The organism is Acidisphaera sp. L21 (assembly GCF_009765685.1).
Lineage (GTDB): Bacteria > Pseudomonadota > Alphaproteobacteria > Acetobacterales > Acetobacteraceae > LMUY01.
Map to the genome: position 1 here is coordinate 1 of NZ_LMUY01000077.1, position 17,256 is coordinate 17,256.

A 17,256-nucleotide genomic window follows, 5' to 3' on the forward strand; every position below is an offset into this window, starting at 1 on the left:
AACACCAGCGTGTAGCCCACGGCGCAGACCAGCAACGGCCACAGCATGGACAGCGCCATTGTCGGCGCCCCCGTCAGGGTAATGGTGGCGGGCTGATGCAGCGTGTTCCACCAATCGACGGAGAATTTGATGATCGGCAGGTTTACCACCCCGATAAGCGCCAGGATGGCCCCGGCCCGATACCCACGCTGCGGATCGTCGAACGCCCGCACCAGCGCGATATGCCCGAGATAGAGGAAGAACAAGACCAGCACCGAGGTCAACCGCGCATCCCAGACCCACCAGGCGCCCCACATCGGCTTGCCCCACAGGCTGCCCGTTGCCAGGCAGATGGCGGTAAACCCGGCGCCCACCGGACCGATCTCCACCGCAGCCAGATCCGCCAGCGGGTGGCGCCAGATAATGGAGGCGGCGGAACAGACGGCCAAACTCAAATAGCCCAACGACGCAAGCCAGGCGGCCGGAACATGCACATACATGATGCGCACAGCGTCCCCCTGCTGCCAGTCGGCCGGTGAGACGAACAAGGCCCAATATAGCCCCGCCGCCGTCACCAGCAGGCCGCCCCAGGCCAGCCAGGGCTGCACAGCCGCAGCCAGGCGCAGAAACCGGCCGGGGTTCGCAAAACGATGCAGGCCCCGGTTGGCGCGGAGGGCCGAGAGAGTCGTTGCGTCCAAGCTTCCCCCTTCTGTCACTGTGACAGAAATGCCTGCAACGCCGGGAGCGTTGCTTGTGGCGCCTCCTCCTGAGGCAAATGTCCCATATGCGGCAGGCTTACCAATCTTGCGTTCGGCAGTGCTCGCAAGTAATCCGCGGCATTGCTGGGCGGAATCATCGCGTCCCGATCACCCCACATCAGCAAGGTTGGCGCCTTGATTTGGCGTAGCAGCGGCTCCGGTGGGACGAGTATCTGCTGTGCCATCCTCGTCACGATCGCACTGCGCACGCCTGGCGCCAACATCATGTCGTAATAGCGGGTCGCCAATTCATCCGTCATGACGGCCGGGTCGCTATAGGCCGCCAGAAGACTGGCCCGCAGCATCGACTTCGGAAGAAAATAGGGCAGTGCGCGAACCATCAACGGCACTCTCTGCGCAACCCCGTACTCGAGCCCGGGGCTGGCGAATCCGTCCGGCGAAATCAACACCAGCTTGTCCACCCTCTCTGGATGCGATGCCGCGAAGGTCCAGGCGATCCGCCCGCCCATAGAGTTGCCCACCACACTGGCCCGGGTCACTTGCAGCCGATCCATCAATGCGACGAGCAGGGCCACGCTGTGCGGATCGCTGTAATCGCCCGACGGATCGGCGCCGGTCAGCCCAAAGCCCGGGAGATCGAACCGAATGACCCGGCGGTCCCGATCCAGCCCCTGCGCCCAAGAATCCCAGGTTTGCAGGCTAGACCCGAAGCCATGGAGAAAGATAACGGCCGGCGCATCCCGTGGACCAGTGTCGCGTATGTGAAACCTAACCCCGAGGACATCTGTGAAATCAGACGGCGCCACCGCATATTTGGCTTCCAACGACGCGCGGGATTCGTCTGGCGTATACAGCCATGATCCCACAGCGAGCACGGTGACGGCCAGAACCACCATTGCCCCGATCAGCATGCGCTGCGCTCGACTTCGCCGCCTGGTTCGCCGCCTGACCCGCGGCAGCGCGTGAGGCCGCTCAAGAGCGGGTGAGCGCGGGAGGCCCTGCATCGTCATAGACTTGCCGGGTCAGTGGAAAATGTCCGCCGGGCTGTCCATGCGTAAGCTGTCTCCTAACTCCGTTCCGGCGCGGGTGGCGTCCGCAAACGAACACTCGATATTGCGGCGAAGGAGGAAACTCCCGTCGCCCCGGGCTACCAGGCCGGTCAGCTGCAAGCGCTGTCCGGGCAGTGGGCGAGCATATCCGCCGATCGGCGTCGCACACGAGCCATCCAGCGCTGCCAACAGCGAGCGCTCTGCGTTGGAGACGGCTTTTGCCACGGGATCCTCGATCGCCGCCAGCAACTCGCGCAACTCCGTCGCATTGGCCCGCACCGTGATGCCCACGATCCCCTGGCATGCGGAGGGCACCATCACATCGGTATCCAGGACGACCGATGCCTCGTGCTCCAGCCCCAGCCGGCGCATGCCGGCCAGTGCCAGCAGGCTGGCCGCGTAGTCACCGCGCTTCACCTTGTCCAACCGGCCATGCACATTGCCGCGGATCGTCTGCACCCGCAAATCCGGTCGGGCATGCAGCAATTGCGCTTGCCGACGCACCGAGCTGGACCCGATGACCGCACCGTAGGGCAAACTGGCGTAAGGGTCTTCGGACTCGGATGGCTCGCAATCCTGGCCCAAAATCAAAGCGTCCCGTGCATCTTCGCGCGTCAATGTGCAGGCCAGCACGATGCCCGGCGACAGGAACGTCTCCAAATCCTTTAGCGAGTGGACCGCAAAGTCGATGCGCTCGTCCTCCAACGCCTCGTGGATTTCCTTCGAGAACAGCCCCTTCCCGCCAATATCCGCCAGACGTTGGCCGGATGCCTGCGTCGCATCGCCCGTGGTGCGGATCGCATGTTCCTGGAACACGTCCATGCCACGCAGAACCGGGCAGAATTTCGTCAGCGTGTTCAGGAAAGCCCGGGTCTGCACCAGCGCCAACGGGGAAGCGCGAGTGCCAACCCGCAGCGGCAGGCTGGGGCGATGCGGCCGGACATGCGGGTTCGACTGCTCCGGTGCGGCTTTGTACCGGAGGCAAACGCCAGTCTCCATCGAAGCCATCGCCAAATCCATCGTCCCGTCCCCCAAACCGATCCCGTTGTTATTATATTCAGATACTTAGGTCTGACCGAATGGCCCATTCAGCCTGACAACTTCGAAGTTGAGCCATCCCGCAAACGCCACCCAAACCAGATATGGCGCCAGCAACCAACTCGCTTTGCCTGAGGCTGGCCGCAACAACACGATCAGCAACAGGATGCTCAGCCAGAAGGGAACCACCTCGATCAGCGCCCAATCCGGCCGCCGAAGCATGAAGAAGAACTCGCTCCACGCCACGTTCAGCAAAGCATTGACTGCAAACAGAACCAGCATGCGCCGCCTTACGACCCGGTTCGCGGCATGCCAGGCGACAACTCCGCTCAGCGCCGTCAGCGCGTAGATCAGCGTCCAGGCTGGGCCAAACGCCCAATCGGGCGGCGTCAGCGGCGATTTCTGTAATCCGACATACCAGGGGGAGATATCCGTGGCCGACGCCCCCAGCACAGCCACGACTATGGCCGCCGCCGCCGCCGTAGCAACGGGGATCCAACGCCGGGTCATGCGCGCGCGAACCCGATCAGATGCGCCATGTCCTTTAGGAAGATCCGAACATGCGCCATTGGGTCGCGCCGGGTAAGCTCCTTGTTCATGTAGCTTTCCCAGGTCAGCCGCTGCACGTCCGGATCGCGGCAGATCTTGACGAAGCTCTCACGTCGCTTGTCGCTGCTGTACCAGAACCGCTGCATGATCCCCAGGATGAAGAACACGCGGCCATGCGCCTTCATGAACCGCTTTCGCGCCAGCGCGAGCGACCGTACGTCGCCTGTCACGCAAAGCTGCTCCACCGCGTCGGCGGCCAGGCGGCCGCCCAGCATGGCATAGTAAATTCCCTCGCCAGAGGCTGGCGCCACGACGCCAGCCGCGTCGCCGGCCAACACAACATCGCGGCCATTATCCCATTTCCGCAGTGGCTTCATGGGGATCGGGGCGCCCTCGTGCCGCAGCGTCTCCAACGCGTCCAAACCTGCCGTCTTGCGCAGTGCCGCAATCGCCGGCCGGAGGCCAAAGCCCTTGCGAGCCGACCCGGTGCCGATGCTCATGGTGTCCCCGTGCGGGAAGATCCAGGCATAGAAATCCGGTGACAGCTTGCCCTGGTAATAGACGTCGCAACGCGAGCCATCGAACGCCGCATTGTCCGTCGGCGAACGGACGATCTCGTGATAAGCGAAGACGTAGGGCATGCGTTCGGCACCGGGCACGGTCTGCTTGGCGACTTTGGACTGGGCGCCATCGGCACCCACGACCACCCGGGTGCGCACAAGCTGCTCCCCGGTCGAGCCCTTGGGAGTATAATGCACCACCGTGGCGCCGTCCGGATCGTGCGAAATCCGCTCATAGGTGCCGGTGCAGCGCTCGGCCCCCGCATCCTGTGCGCGAACACGCAGCCACTCATCGAACTCATCGCGGTCGACCATGCCGACGTAACCACCATCGATCGGCATGTCGGCCACCTTGTCGGCCGGGGAAACGATCCTGGCACCGCGAGCCCGCGCCACCAGCAAATGATCGGGGATCGCGAAATCCCGCACCAACCGAGGCGGGATCGCCCCGCCACACGGCTTGATCCGCCCCGCCCGATCCAGCAGCAGGACCCGGCGGCCGCGCCGGGCCAGATCCGCCGCTGCGGTCGCCCCGGAGGGACCCCCGCCAACGACGACCGCGTCGAAGATATCCGTGCCGGGCATGGTCATTCCTCCTAGCCAGCCTGCGAGACTGCGAGCGCTGGTCCGCCGACGCGATCGTCGCGCGGCTGGAACACGCCCAACGCCATCCGCGCAGCCAGAGCGAACACGAGCGCCTGAACGCCGAACACGGTGGCATACGCGACCGCGGGACCGGCGATCATCAGGGAAGTCGCGTCGATCAAACCCGTGCCTGCCAGGCCTCCGGCCGCGAACGCAAAGGCCTGCGCCGCCCCCCACAGGCCGACCCGAACACCCTCGCGGGATGCGCGCCCCGCGCTTGCCAGCCCCATCATGGCGCCGATGGCGGACACCGCGAACGCGCCATTGGCGATGCCGAGCAGGAAGACCGTCGTGTGGAGTGGCCAGGCTGGCCCCGCCAATGCCGCGCCGGCCAGTCCGGTCAACCCGAGCGCGGAAGCAGCGCAGCCACCCACGGTGCAAACGCGCATCGCGCGGGTGCGAAACTCCCCGGCGATCGCGCAACAGAGTGCCACGCCCGCCATTCCACCCAACACGCCGGCGTGGAAGAGCCCCGTCAGCCCGGCGGTTCCGCCCGGGGTCATGCGGAACACCGCCCCAGCGAAGGGCTCCAGCACCATTTCCTGCGCGCTGTAGGCCAGCATGGACACGAACACGAAAGCCGCGAACCGCCGCGCCTGCGGCTCGGCCCAAACTTGACGCATGGCCACCACAAAGCCGGCGCCGTCCTGGCGCACAACCGGGATCGTTGGGGCGTTGCCCTCCAGCCGCCAGACCGCCAGCACACTCACCACCAAGGCCGCACATGCCACGACCGCGGTGAAGCCCACCAGGCGCCGGGGGCTGAACGGATCCAGCAGCATGCCCGCACAGCATGCCGTGACGGCGATCCCTGCAATCATCATGAGCCACAGGATCGTGGCCGCCGGCGCGCGGCGACGCGCAGCGACCCGCGCTGCCATCAGCACGAGCAACGACGTGCCAGCCGACCCGACACCAAGCCCGACCAGACTGAAACCAATCACCGAAACGAGCAGTCCGGGCAGCAAAGAGGCCCCCATCATCGACGTCCCAAGCGCTGCGATCAGCCCGCCGGTCGCCAGGGCCACCATGCCGCCGATGATCCAGGGCGTGCGCCGCCCGCCCATGTCGGAGCCATGACCCAGCCGCGGTCGCAGTGCCTGGATCGCGTAATGCAGCGCCACCAGCGCGCCGGGCAGCAAGGCCGGAAGCGACCACTCGACCACCATCACACGGTTCAACGTGGAGATCGTCAGCACGGTCACGGAGCCGAGCGCAGCCTGTACCAGGCCGAGCCGCACGATCCCTACCCAGCCCAAGGATGGTCTCATGCCGGCACCAGCGCACTTACGGCGAAGGCCGCCACCATCATTCCGGCGACGTAGAGCGTCGTTCCGGTGCCGTTATACCAGGGCGCCAGCAGGCGAGGTCGGCGCAGGAAACGCACCATCAATCCAACCTGCACCAGCAAGAGGGCCAGAACGGAAAAGGCATGCCCGGGGAAGCCCCACATCGCCAGCAAGACGGCCACGCCAGCCTGCGGCACCGCCATGACCCAGCAGGCCAACAACGCCGCGTTCGGCACGCCGAGCATCACCGGCAGCGAGTCGATGCCCATTTGCTGGTCGCCCTCGACCGACTTGAAGTCGTTCAATGTCATGATGCCGTGCGCGCCGAGGCTGTATAGCGCTGCCATCAGGGTAATCCGGCCATCGGGCCAATGGCCTGCCATGATGGCCGCCCCGGTGAACCAGGGAAGACCCTCGTAACACGCCGCGCAGGCCGTATTGCCCAACCAGCCATTCGCTTTGAACCGAAACGGTGGAGCGCTGTATGCCCACGCCAAGGCGACGCCGACGACCGCGGCGCCAAAGGCCCAGCGGCCGAGCGCTGCCGCGACCAGCAGAGATACGGCCGTCCACGCGATGGCAATCGCCAGGCCGGTTCGGCCAGGCAACCGGCCGGATGGAATGGGCCGGTCAGGCTCGTTGATGGCGTCGACGTGACGGTCGAACCAGTCATTCGCCGCCTGACTGGTGCCACACACCAGCGGCCCTGCCAGGGCGATCCCGGCGACCACCAGCGGCCAGCGGTTGCCAACTGGCTGCCCGGCGGACACCACGCCGCAGCCGAAGGCCCACATCGGGGCAAACCAAGTGATCGGCTTCAGCAGCTCCAACACGGCCGACCCGTTCAAGGCACCGACCGACCGGACGAGGGACTGGGATGTGCCCATCAGCTCTCGTCTGCCGTCGCCAGGTCGCCCAGGCCGTAGCGGCGAAGCTTGACGTATAGGCTCTGCCGGCTCAGCCCGAGCATCTCCGCGGCAGAGGCACGGTTATCCCCGGTCAATTCCAGCGCTGCCTCGATCGACAGCCGCTCGATCACCTCGGTCGCCTCGCGCACCAGATCCTTCAGCGCCACGCGCCCGATCAACTCCGTGAGTTGCTCGACGGACCGCGGTATTTGCTTCGTCGTGCGGACCGGCGATTGCACACGGGGGCCTACATTGCGGACCGCATATCCGAACGACGTGTGGCTACCGCCATTGCGAACGGAAACACCGGAAATCTCGACCTGCACGGTTCCACCGTCCTCGGCCCGGAGGATCGTGGAGAAGAACCGGACGGTACCTCGCTGGCGCAGGTTGCTGACGAGCACGTCCAAATCCACACCGCTCTGCCCGATCCAGCGGTCCAGCGGCTCGCCCACGGCGGCGTTTTCGCTTGGCAGCTGCGCCATTTCGAGGAATGCCGCATTGGCGGTCAGAATATTGCCGGTATCGTCGGTGACCACGAACCCGTCCGGCGCACTCTCCACCGCCTTCAGGAGCTTGGTCTTGACGTCTGGCAGCGGTGCCACCGAGTCGCTTGGGACGGCGGAGAGGCGCACGAGGAAGAAGGTGAGATTCTCCTGCCGGAATAGCGAGGCGCGGACCCGCACTTGCTTGACATCCACGCCTGTCTTGCCACGCCCCAATTGGGCGCTGACGGCCTCTTCCTGGCTGCCACCGCGCACTGCCGACAGGTGTGCCTGAACGTTCGTCAGCCCTTCCCCATCGAAGATACTCGGCAAAGCTTGGCCAATGATCTCTTCCGCCGTGGCGCCGAACAGGCTGCACGCGGCCGGATTGGCCTCCACGACCCGCCCTTTGGCCGGGTCGACGATGAGCACCGCCTCCGACGAGAGCTGAAACAGCAACCGATAGCGGGTTTCGACTTCCCGCATGCGCGAATAATCGCGCTCCAGCGATTGTTGCGCGTTCATCAGCCGTTGCTGCAGTTGCGACATCGCGCGAAGGTCGCGGCCAAACAACACGATGCGGCCATCTTGCCCAACCTGAACGCCGCAATACAATACCGGCACGGACCGGCCATCCGAGGCGAGGTGGTTGATATGGCGCCAGCGCGATTCCGCGTTGGTCGTTGCCTCCCGCAGCAGCACCGTCACCTTCGCCCGGCTATCGGTTGCCACGGTACTGACAAGCGAGCGCCCCATCCACGATGCGCTGTCCACGAGGTCTGCGAAGAGTTCCTCGTTCCGGAACGCCATGTCGCAGATGGTGCCATCCGCGTTCAGGATCAGCGTGACGTCCGATGCGGCGGCAATCAGCGTTGCCGCCGACGCCGCATCGAGCGTTCCGAGGGAAGTTCCGGGTGAAAAAAATGTTCTCACAGCTGATCCAATCTCCAAACTCACGTCGTTACCTGGTCTCCGCTCACTATTATTATTTGTGTTTTGCGCGCGCAGCTTGCTGCCGGCGAAGGGCAGCGGGCTCAATAAAGGATAGCAATCGTGACCATTGGTTCCACCTTTAAGGTCATCGGCGTGATGTCGCTAGGTTGACGAGGGCTCTCGCCTGCTGGACGGCCTGCTGTCCATCGATTGCAGTGCCATCAGCGCCAACAAGGGCAGCCAGGGCTGGATTGGCGGCGAAGCCAGGGCCGCCGACCATGACCGCCACGGCCGGATTGCGTGAGTGTTTCCGCACGAGGCGGATCACCTGGCGCGCATCATCCAACTGCTCGTCACAGGCCAGCGAAAAGCCGACCACATCGAAGCTGGCGTTGCTCACCATGTCCGCCAATACGGCATCCGACGCGATCGGACCGCTCCACACGTTCCAACCAGCCCGGCGGAAGAAGTCGAATACCATCGACAGGCCGAACGTGTGTTGCTCACCCGGCAACGGCACTAGCAGGGCGCGTGGCGCCAAAGCTTCCGTTGCAAGGTCCTGTTGGAAAGCCGCACCCAATTCACGCAGCGCGTTCTGTAGCAGAAACAATCCAATCGTTACATCGGTGAAATCACAATCATCGTCGGTCCACATTTGGCCGAGTTGACGGGCCGTCGGTGCGAGTAGATCCAAGTAAAGCATCTCGACCGGGATTCCGCTCTCATGCAGGAATTCGACGAAGGCGATAGCCTTTGCTTCCTCACGTGCCGTAACCAACGACACCAACTGTGCGATGTGTTCACCGCTAACCAGGCTTGGCGAGCGGATCGATAGTGGTTCTGCCGTTTCGTCCCCACGCAGGGCTCGTACCAGCCGCGGAATGACCTCCATTTCGACTGTCTGCGTCATGATCTCGACCAACCGTTCGTTCGCAGTCGACGCCGCCACCCGCTTCCGGCGTGACGAAATAAGCTGCTGCTCCGTTTGGCTCACCTGGCCTGTAGCTGGCTGGATCATGGAACCCATGCGTGTTCTTCCTTCCCCGAGCATCGATTACCGACGCCATCTCTGTCAACCGAGATTTACGTCAGGATCGCTTGACACTTTTATCGTTGTCGCCTTAGCCTTCGTTTATTGGGAGCGGAGAGCCGAAAGGCCTTTCGCCCTCGATCAAATGATAGGTTTTGTCCACGCCAACGCTGCATTTCCGAAGACGAAGCAAGACGTCCCTCAGTCGTAAGTGCAACAAAAAAGGGAGGGCCACGCGATTATGTTCAGTGCCGCAATCGGCTTCGTCTTGGACCAGTTCGACTGCTGTCCCTGGGGCGGCATCGTCGGCCACAATGGCAACAATCAGCGTCGTTCTCTTCGATCGTCCAGCAGACCGTCCCTTTATTCACCGGACGAGCGGAAGCGGCGGGATGCATCGCCATGGACTTTGGTTCAAGGAATACTCGCACCTGCACAATTTGCGATCTTCTTGGTGAGTGCGGCGCTTGTGGTCCACTTCCTCATCACCGGAGAAGGTGCAACGCTGGCCATCGCCTCGGTCGTGGTCAAGACAATGGCCCTATATTTGATCATGATCACCGGTTCCATTTGGGAGCGGGACGTGTTCGGGCGCTACCTGTTCGCCCCAGCATTCTTCTGGGAAGACATGGTCAGCATGCTGGTGCTGGCGCTGCACACCGGCTACCTCGCCGCGTATATTTCAGGCGCGCTGGACACTCATCACCTGGCGCTCCTCGCGCTGGCTGCCTACGCGTCCTATGTCGTCAATGCAGCGCAGTTCGTGCTGAAGCTGCGGATGGCACGGCTACAGCAGCCCACCTGGCCCACCGCAAGCAGCAGGCTGGGGGTGTCCGCATGACCGAGGCGGCGCTCGCCGGCTGTGCAGAGACGCCCGTCCTGCGCCAGCGCGGGCAGCGCGAAGTCTTCTGTGGATTGACCGGGATCATCTGGCTGCACCGCAAGATCCAGGACGCCTTCTTCCTCGTCGTCGGTTCCCGCACCTGTGCCCACCTGATCCAATCGGCCGCCGGCGTGATGATCTTCGCCGAACCCCGTTTTGCGACCGCCATCATCGACGAGCGCGACCTGGCTGGAATGGCCGACGCCAATGACGAACTGGATCGCGTCGTGGACGAGCTGCTGGCCCGGCGGCCGGAAATCCGCCTGCTTTTCCTGGTCGGATCATGCCCGTCCGAGGTCATCAAGCTGGACCTGTCCCGCGCGGCGGAGCGCCTGTCCGGCACCCACGCACCGGACGTCCGGGTGCTCAACTACAGCGGCAGCGGGATCGAGACGACCTTCACCCAGGGGGAAGATGCCTGCCTCGCGGCCCTGGTGCCCATCCTGCCGCGCACGGCGCCGGGCGCACCCCCATCACTGCTGATCGCCGGCGCCTTGGCGGAGGTGGTGGAGGACCAGATGCGCCGCCTGCTGGATGGCATGGGCATCGGGCCGGTGTATTTCCTGCCGCCGCGCCACGCGCTGGACCTGCCCCCCGTCGGCCCCAACACCCGGCTGCTGCTGGCGCAGCCCTTCCTGGCCGACACGGCCCGTGCGCTGGAGGCCCGGGGCGCCACCCGGATCGCGGCCCCGTTTCCATTGGGGATCGACGGCACCACGGCCTGGCTGCGCGCCGCCGCAGATGCGTGGGATGTCCCGGCCGCGCGCTTCGGGTCGGTCACCGGGCCGGCCAGTGCGCGCGCCGCGCACGCGCTCGACCGGTATCGCCCGCAACTGGCCGGCAAGAGCGTATTCCTGTTTCCGGACAGCCAGTTGGAGATCCCGATCGCCCGTTTCCTCGCGAGGGAGATGGGCATGCGGTTGATCGAGGTTGGCACCCCGTTCCTGCACCGCCAGCACATGGCGCCCGAACTCGCTTTGCTGCCGTCCGATACCGCCCTGAGCGAAGGGCAGGATGTCGACCTTCAATTGGATCGCTGCCGCGCCGCCATGCCGGACATCGTCGTGTGCGGGCTAGGCCTTGCCAATCCGCTGGAGGCCGAGGGCATCACGACCAAATGGTCGATCGAACTGCTGTTCACCCCGATCCAGGGCTACGACCAGGCCGCCGATCTCGCTGAACTCTTTGCGCGGCCGCTGGTGCGCCGCACCCGGCTGAGGGTCTAGGGCGATGCAACTCACGCTTTGGACCTATGAGGGGCCACCGCATGTGGGCGCCATGCGCGTCGCCACGGCGATGCGGGACGTCCACTACGTGCTGCACGCGCCGCAGGGCGACACCTATGCCGACCTGCTGTTCACGATGATCGAGCGGCTGCCGAAACGCCCGCCCGTCACCTACACGACCTTCCAGGCGCGCGACCTCGGCAGTGACACGGCGGAACTGTTCAAGACGGCAGCGCGCGACGCCTACGACCGGTTCAAGCCGCAGGCGCTCATGGTCGGCGCCTCCTGCACCGCGGAGTTGATCCAGGACGACCCCGGTGGCCTGGCCCGCGCGTTGAACCTGCCGATCCCCGTCGTCGCGCTGGACCTGCCATCCTACCAGAAGAAGGAGAATTGGGGCGCGGCCGAAACCTTCTACCAAATGGTCCGCGCCTTCGCCGGGCCAGCCGTGCCGCCGCCAGGTTCGGCCCGGCGGCCGAATGCGCGCCCGTGCTGCAATATCCTTGGCCCGTCGGCGCTCGGGTTTCGCCACCGTGACGACGTGACCGAAATCACCGCGCTGCTCGGCCGCCTCGGGATCGACGTCTGCGTGGTGGCGCCGCTCGGCGCCAGTCCGGCGGATCTGGCAAGGTTGGGAGAAGCCGACTTCAACGTCCTGCTCTATCCCGAAGTTGGTGGGCAGGCGGCGGCGTGGCTGGCGCGCAGTTTCGGCCAGACATCGACCCGCATCGTGCCGATCGGCGTCGGCGCCACACGCGAGTTCATCGCCGAATGCGCCGCCTTGGCGCAGGTCGATCCGACCGCCGCGCTGGCAGCCGCACCGTCCAACCTGCCGTGGTACTCGCGTTCCGTCGACTCCAACTATCTGACGGGCAAGCGCGTCTTCGTTTTCGGCGACGCAACCCACGCCATCGCCGCCGCCCGCGTGGCCGCGGAGGAATTTGGTTTCACCATCGTCGGCCTTGGGACCTATAGCCGGGAATTCGCCCGCGAGGTCCGGGACGCCGCGAAGCGACATGGCGTGGAGGCGGTGATCTCCGACGACTACCTGGCGATCGAGGCCGCCGTGACTGCGGCACAGCCGGAACTGGTGCTGGGCACGCAGATGGAGCGTCACATCGCCAAGCGGCTCGGCGTCGCCTGCGCCGTCATTTCCGCACCCGTGCACGTGCAGGACTTCCCCGCCCGCTATTCACCGCAAATGGGCTTCGAGGGCGCCAACGTCCTGTTCGACAGCTGGGTCCACCCGCTGATGATGGGGCTGGAGGAACACCTGCTGGGCATGTTCCGCGAGGATGCGGAGTTTCACGCCGAGGCCGCACCAAGCCATCTCGGTCATGCGGCGGTGCGGCCGGAGCCGGCGCCGATCGTCTCCGGCCCGATCCGCTGGGCGGCCGACGCGGAGAAGGAGATCGGCAAAATCCCGTTCTTCGTCCGCGGAAAGGCCAAGCGGAACACAGAACGATTTGCACAGGAACGCGGCTTGGCGACCATAACGGTGGAGACGCTCTACGATGCCAAAGCCCATTTCGGCCGCTGAGGCAGGCCCGGTGCGGGTCGTGATCGTCACCATGGACAGCCATCTGTCCAGCGCCGTCGCCCGCGCCGAGACCCGTTTGCGCAGTGAGATCCCTGGGCTGGTATTGAGCATCCACGCGGCCGACGAGTGGGGCGGTGATCCGGAGGCGCTCGCCGACTGCCACGCCGACATCGCCCGCGGCGACATCGTCATCGCCACGATGCTGTTCCTGGAGGACCACATCCGCGCCATCCAGCCGGCCTTGGCCGCCCGGCGGGACCAGTGCGACGCGATGCTGTGCTGCATGTCCGGCGGCGAGATTACCCGGCTGACCCGGGTCGGCCGGTTCGACATGGCCAAGCCGGCCAGCGGCATGATGGCGCTGCTGAAGAAACTGCGGGGCGGCAAGGGTCGCGAGGGCGCGCCGAGCAGCGGGAAAGCGCAGATGCGCATGCTGCGGCGCCTGCCCAAGCTGATGCGCTACATCCCGGGGCCCGCCCAGGACGTCCGCACCTATTTCCTGGGGCTGCAATATTGGCTGGCCGGGTCGGACGAAAACCTGGCCAACCTGGTCCGCATGCTGGTGGATCGCTACGCCAGCGCCGACCGCCGCCCGGCCACCGCGCTGACTGTCGGCGAGCCTGTGGTCTACCCCGATGTCGGCCTGTATCACCCGGCGGTTCCAGGCCGCATCACCGAAACGCTGGCCGCCCTTCCGAAGGCCGGCACGCGCGGCACGGTGGGCATCGTGCTGCTGCGCTCCTACCCCATCTCCGGCAATGCCGCGCATTATGACGGCGCCATCGCGGCGCTGGAGGCCACGGGATTGCGCGTCATCCCCGCCTTCGCCAGCGGCCTGGACGCCCGTGCGGCGATCCAGGCCTATTTCATGCGCGACGGGGTCGCCACCGTGGATGCGGTGGTGTCGCTCACCGGGTTCTCCCTGGTCGGCGGCCCCGCCTACAACGACAGCCGCGCTGCCGAGGACCTGCTGGCCAGGTTGGACGTCCCCTACGTCACCGCCCATCCCCTCGAATTCCAGACCATGGAGCAGTGGCAGGCCGACCCGCGCGGCCTGCTGCCGGTCGAGGCCACGATGATGGTGGCGCTGCCGGAGTTGGACGGCGGCATGTGCCCGATGACCTTCGGAGGACGCTCCGGCGAGGCGCACGGCCCAAACCGGCGCGACATGGTGTCGCATACCGAGCGCGCGTCCGCCCTGGCGGCGCGGGTGGCAGCGCTGGTCGACATGCGGCGCACGGCGCGGCGCGACCGGCGGGTCGCCGTGGTGTTGTTCAATTTCCCGCCCAATGCAGGCGCGGCCGGCACCGCCGCCTACCTGGCCGTCTTTGCCTCGTTGCACAACACGCTGACCGCGATGCGCGACGCCGGGTATACGGTCGAGGTCCCGGCCACCGTGGACGCCCTGCGCGACTGCTTGCTTGCCGGCAACGCCGAACGCTTCGGGACCGACGCCAACGTGGCCGCCAGGGTGTCCACGGAGCACCATGTGCGCAACCAGCGATGGCTGGGCGAGATCGAGCGAAGCTGGGGACCGGCGCCGGGCCGTGCCCAGACGGATGGCGCGTCGCTGTTCATCCTGGGCGGCCAGTTCGGCAATGTGTTCGTCGGGCTGCAACCCGCGTTTGGATACGAGGGCGACCCGATGCGGCTGCTGTTCGAAAGCGGCTTTGCGCCCACCCACGCGTTCACGGCGTTCTATCGCTGGATCCAGCAGGATTTTCGCGCCCACGCCGTGCTGCATTTCGGCACCCATGGGGCGCTGGAGTTCATGCCCGGCAAGCAGGCGGGCCTGTCCGCCGAATGCTGGCCGGACCGCCTGATCGGCAACCTGCCCAACTTCAACCTCTACGCGTCCAACAATCCGTCCGAGGGGATGATCGCCAAGCGCCGGGCGAATGCGGTGCTGCTCAGCTACCTCACCCCGCCCGTGGCGCATGCCGGGCTGTATCGTGGCCTGCTGGACCTGAAGGCCAGCCTGGACCGGTGGCGCAGCATGGAGCCGGACGCCAACCGCGCCGAGTTCGCGGACCTGTTGCAAGCCCAGGCCGCCGCGGTGGAACTCGCCCGGCCGGACCCGGCGTGGGACGATCCGGAGGCCGAGGTCGATCGCCTGGGCGCCGCCCTGCTGGAGTTGGAGTATTCGCTCATCCCGCACGGTTTGCACGTGATCGGCCTGCCCCCCAGTAGCGACGAACGCGCCGAAATGCTGGATGCCGCGCGTGTCACGGACCCGGCGGAACGCGCCCGGCTCGACCTGTTGCTGGCCACCGATTCCGAAATTCCTGCCGTCATTCACGCGCTGGACGGCGGCTACATCCGCCCGGCGCCTGGCGGTGACCTGCTGCGCACGACGGACGTGCTGCCGACCGGGCGTAACCTGCATGGCTTCGATCCGTTCCGCCTGCCCAGCGCCTTCGCCGTGCAGGATGGCGCCAAACAGGCCGACCGGCTGCTGGCCCGCCATGCCGCCGACGGCAACGGCGTGCCGGAGACGGTCGCCATGGTGCTGTGGGGCACCGACAATCTGAAGACCGAGGGCGGCCCGATCGCCCAGGCCCTATGGCTGATGGGCGCCACCCCGCGCTTCGACAGCTACGGCCGGCTCTGCGGCGCCGCGCTGATGCCGCTGATCGCGCTGGGCCGCCCCCGCGTGGACGTCGTGGTCACCCTGTCCGGGATCTTCCGCGACCTGTTGCCCTTGCAAACCAAGCTGTTGGCGGAGGCAGCCCTCCTGGCCGCGTCGGCCGACGAACCCGCGGACAAGAACTTCGTCCGCAAGCACGCCCTGGCCTTCCTGGCCGAACACGGTGGCACCATGGAAGACGCGGCGCTGCGCGTGTTCGGCAATGCGGATGGCGCCTATGGCAGCAACGTCAACTCGCTCGTTGGCTCCGGCATGTGGAATGACGAGGACGAGCTGGCAGAGGCCTACATCGCCCGCAAAGGCTTCGCCTACGGGGCGTCCGGCCGGCCGGAGCGTCGGCCAGCCATCCTCGACCATGTGCTGGCGAGCGTGGACATCACCTATCAGAACCTCGACTCTGTGGAGCTGGGCGTGACCACCGTCGACCATTATTTCGATACGTTGGGCGGTATCACCCGGGCAGTGCGCCGGGCCCGCGGTGGCCGATCCGCCAGCGTCTATATCGGCGACCAGACGCGGGGGGACGGTACCGTGCGCACCCTGTCCGAGCAGGTTTCGCTGGAAACCCGCACCCGGGCGCTGAACCCGAAATGGTACGAGGCCCTGCTGAAGCATGGCTACGAGGGCGTGCGCGAGATCGATGCGCATGTCACCAACACGCTGGGCTGGTCTGCCACGACCGGGGAGGTGGCGCCCTGGATCTACCAGCAATTGGCCGAAACCTACGTCCTTGACCCGGCGATGCGTGATCGCCTCGCCGCGCTGAACCCCAAGGCATCGTCCAAGATCGTCAACCGCCTGATCGAGGCGACCGATCGCAATTACTGGAGCCCGGATGCGGCGACGCTGAACGCGCTCCGGCGGGCGGGCGAGGACCTCGAAGACCGGCTTGAGGGCATCCAAGTGGAGATTGCGGCATGACAGTCGGAACCCTACCCTACCCTATCCGGCGGACGGTCCGCGGCGATGGCGAGGGCAGCGTCCAGGTTCAAATGGACCCGGCCGTCAAAATAGGCACGGCCAAAGTCTTCGCCGTCTACGGCAAGGGCGGTATCGGCAAAAGCACCACCTCCTCCAACCTGTCGGTCGCGTTCAGCAAGCTCGGCAAGCGCGTGCTGCAGATCGGCTGCGACCCGAAGCACGACTCCACTTTCACGCTCACCAAGCAATTGCTGCCGACCGTCATCGATGTGTTGGAGACGGTGAACTTCCACTCGGAGGAGTTGCGGGTCGAGGACTTCGTCTACCCGGGCTTTAACGGCGTGATGTGCGTGGAGGCGGGCGGACCGCCGGCCGGCACGGGCTGCGGCGGCTACGTGGTGGGCCAGACGGTGAAGCTGCTGAAGGAGCATCACCTGCTGGAAGAAACCGACGTGGTGATCTTCGACGTATTGGGGGATGTGGTGTGCGGCGGCTTCGCGGCCCCGCTGCAACATGCCGACCGGGCGCTGATCGTCACCGCAAACGACTTCGACAGCATCTTCGCCATGAACCGCATCGTCGCCGCCATCCAGGCGAAGGCGAAGAACTACAACGTCCGCCTGGGCGGCGTCATCGCCAATCGCAGCGCGGCAACGGACCAGGTGGACCGCTACAACAACGCCACCGGGCTGAGCACCCTGGCGCATTTCCCGGATCTGGACGTGATCCGCCGCTCCCGCCTGAAGAAATCCACCTTGTTCGAGATGGAATCATCGCCGGAACTGGAGGCGGTCAAGCTCGAATACCTCCGCCTCGCCGCGGCGCTCTGGGCCGGGACCGAGCCATTGACCGGCC

General features: G+C 65.8%; 14 protein-coding genes. 5 read left to right on the forward strand and 9 right to left on the reverse strand.

The genetic code is table 11. The features are described 5' to 3' along the window. From GSQ76_RS15830 to GSQ76_RS15870, 9 genes are all read right to left on the reverse strand, one after another. Positions 1-677: heme ABC transporter permease (locus tag GSQ76_RS15830; RefSeq protein ID WP_158744978.1), on the reverse strand; the 677-nt coding region annotated here is incomplete at its 3' end. Between the two features lie 14 nt (positions 678-691). Further along, positions 692-1,609: an alpha/beta fold hydrolase gene (locus GSQ76_RS15835; RefSeq protein WP_158744979.1), complete on the reverse strand. Its 918-nt coding sequence runs from the start codon at positions 1,607-1,609 to the stop codon at positions 692-694. 111 nt (positions 1,610-1,720) lie between these two features. Next, positions 1,721-2,746 (reverse strand): hydroxymethylbilane synthase, encoded by a 1,026-nt coding sequence (gene hemC / locus GSQ76_RS15840; protein ID WP_254070440.1) that lies wholly within the window; start codon positions 2,744-2,746, stop codon positions 1,721-1,723. 66 nt (positions 2,747-2,812) lie between these two features. Next, a complete protein-coding gene (locus GSQ76_RS15845) occupies positions 2,813-3,295 on the reverse strand; it encodes a TspO/MBR family protein (RefSeq protein WP_158744983.1) in 483 nt (160 codons plus the stop codon). Next, positions 3,292-4,479 (reverse strand): geranylgeranyl diphosphate reductase, encoded by a 1,188-nt coding sequence (locus tag GSQ76_RS15850; protein WP_408836727.1) that lies wholly within the window; start codon positions 4,477-4,479, stop codon positions 3,292-3,294. Before GSQ76_RS15850 ends, GSQ76_RS15845 begins: the two co-directional genes overlap by 4 nt. Positions 4,480-4,490: 11 nt before the next feature. Further along, on the reverse strand, positions 4,491-5,810 hold the full coding sequence (locus tag GSQ76_RS15855) for a BCD family MFS transporter (RefSeq protein ID WP_158744986.1): 1,320 nt from the start codon (positions 5,808-5,810) through the stop codon (positions 4,491-4,493). Next, a complete protein-coding gene (gene chlG, locus GSQ76_RS15860) occupies positions 5,807-6,715 on the reverse strand; it encodes a chlorophyll synthase ChlG (RefSeq protein ID WP_158744987.1) in 909 nt (302 codons plus the stop codon). The genes GSQ76_RS15855 and chlG overlap by 4 nt, the downstream gene beginning before the upstream one ends. Next, positions 6,715-8,154, reverse strand: coding sequence for a transcriptional regulator PpsR (gene ppsR / locus GSQ76_RS15865; protein ID WP_158744988.1), 1,440 nt, complete (start codon positions 8,152-8,154; stop codon positions 6,715-6,717). Before ppsR ends, chlG begins: the two co-directional genes overlap by 1 nt. 145 nt (positions 8,155-8,299) lie before the next feature. Continuing rightward, complete coding sequence (locus GSQ76_RS15870; RefSeq protein WP_158744990.1) at positions 8,300-9,181, reverse strand: B12-binding domain-containing protein; 882 nt, start codon at positions 9,179-9,181, stop codon at positions 8,300-8,302. Between the two features lie 241 nt (positions 9,182-9,422). Between GSQ76_RS15870 and bchF the strand changes: the two genes are divergently transcribed. The 5 genes from bchF to bchL all read left to right on the forward strand — a co-directional run. Next, the gene (bchF, locus tag GSQ76_RS15875; RefSeq protein WP_408836736.1) at positions 9,423-10,025 is read left to right on the forward strand and encodes a 2-vinyl bacteriochlorophyllide hydratase; all 603 of its coding nucleotides are present in this window, start codon (positions 9,423-9,425) and stop codon (positions 10,023-10,025) included. After that, on the forward strand, positions 10,022-11,293 hold the full coding sequence (locus GSQ76_RS15880; protein WP_158744994.1) for a ferredoxin:protochlorophyllide reductase (ATP-dependent) subunit N: 1,272 nt from the start codon (positions 10,022-10,024) through the stop codon (positions 11,291-11,293). The genes bchF and GSQ76_RS15880 overlap by 4 nt, the downstream gene beginning before the upstream one ends. Positions 11,294-11,297: 4 nt before the next feature. Beyond that, on the forward strand, positions 11,298-12,833 hold the full coding sequence (bchB, locus tag GSQ76_RS15885) for a ferredoxin:protochlorophyllide reductase (ATP-dependent) subunit B (RefSeq protein WP_158744996.1): 1,536 nt from the start codon (positions 11,298-11,300) through the stop codon (positions 12,831-12,833). Beyond that, positions 12,808-16,401, forward strand: coding sequence for a magnesium chelatase subunit H (locus GSQ76_RS15890; protein WP_158744998.1), 3,594 nt, complete (start codon positions 12,808-12,810; stop codon positions 16,399-16,401). Before bchB ends, GSQ76_RS15890 begins: the two co-directional genes overlap by 26 nt. Further along, the coding region (bchL, locus tag GSQ76_RS15895; RefSeq protein ID WP_158745000.1) for a ferredoxin:protochlorophyllide reductase (ATP-dependent) iron-sulfur ATP-binding protein at positions 16,398-17,256 on the forward strand (859 nt) is incomplete at its 3' end. The genes GSQ76_RS15890 and bchL, both read left to right, overlap by 4 nt.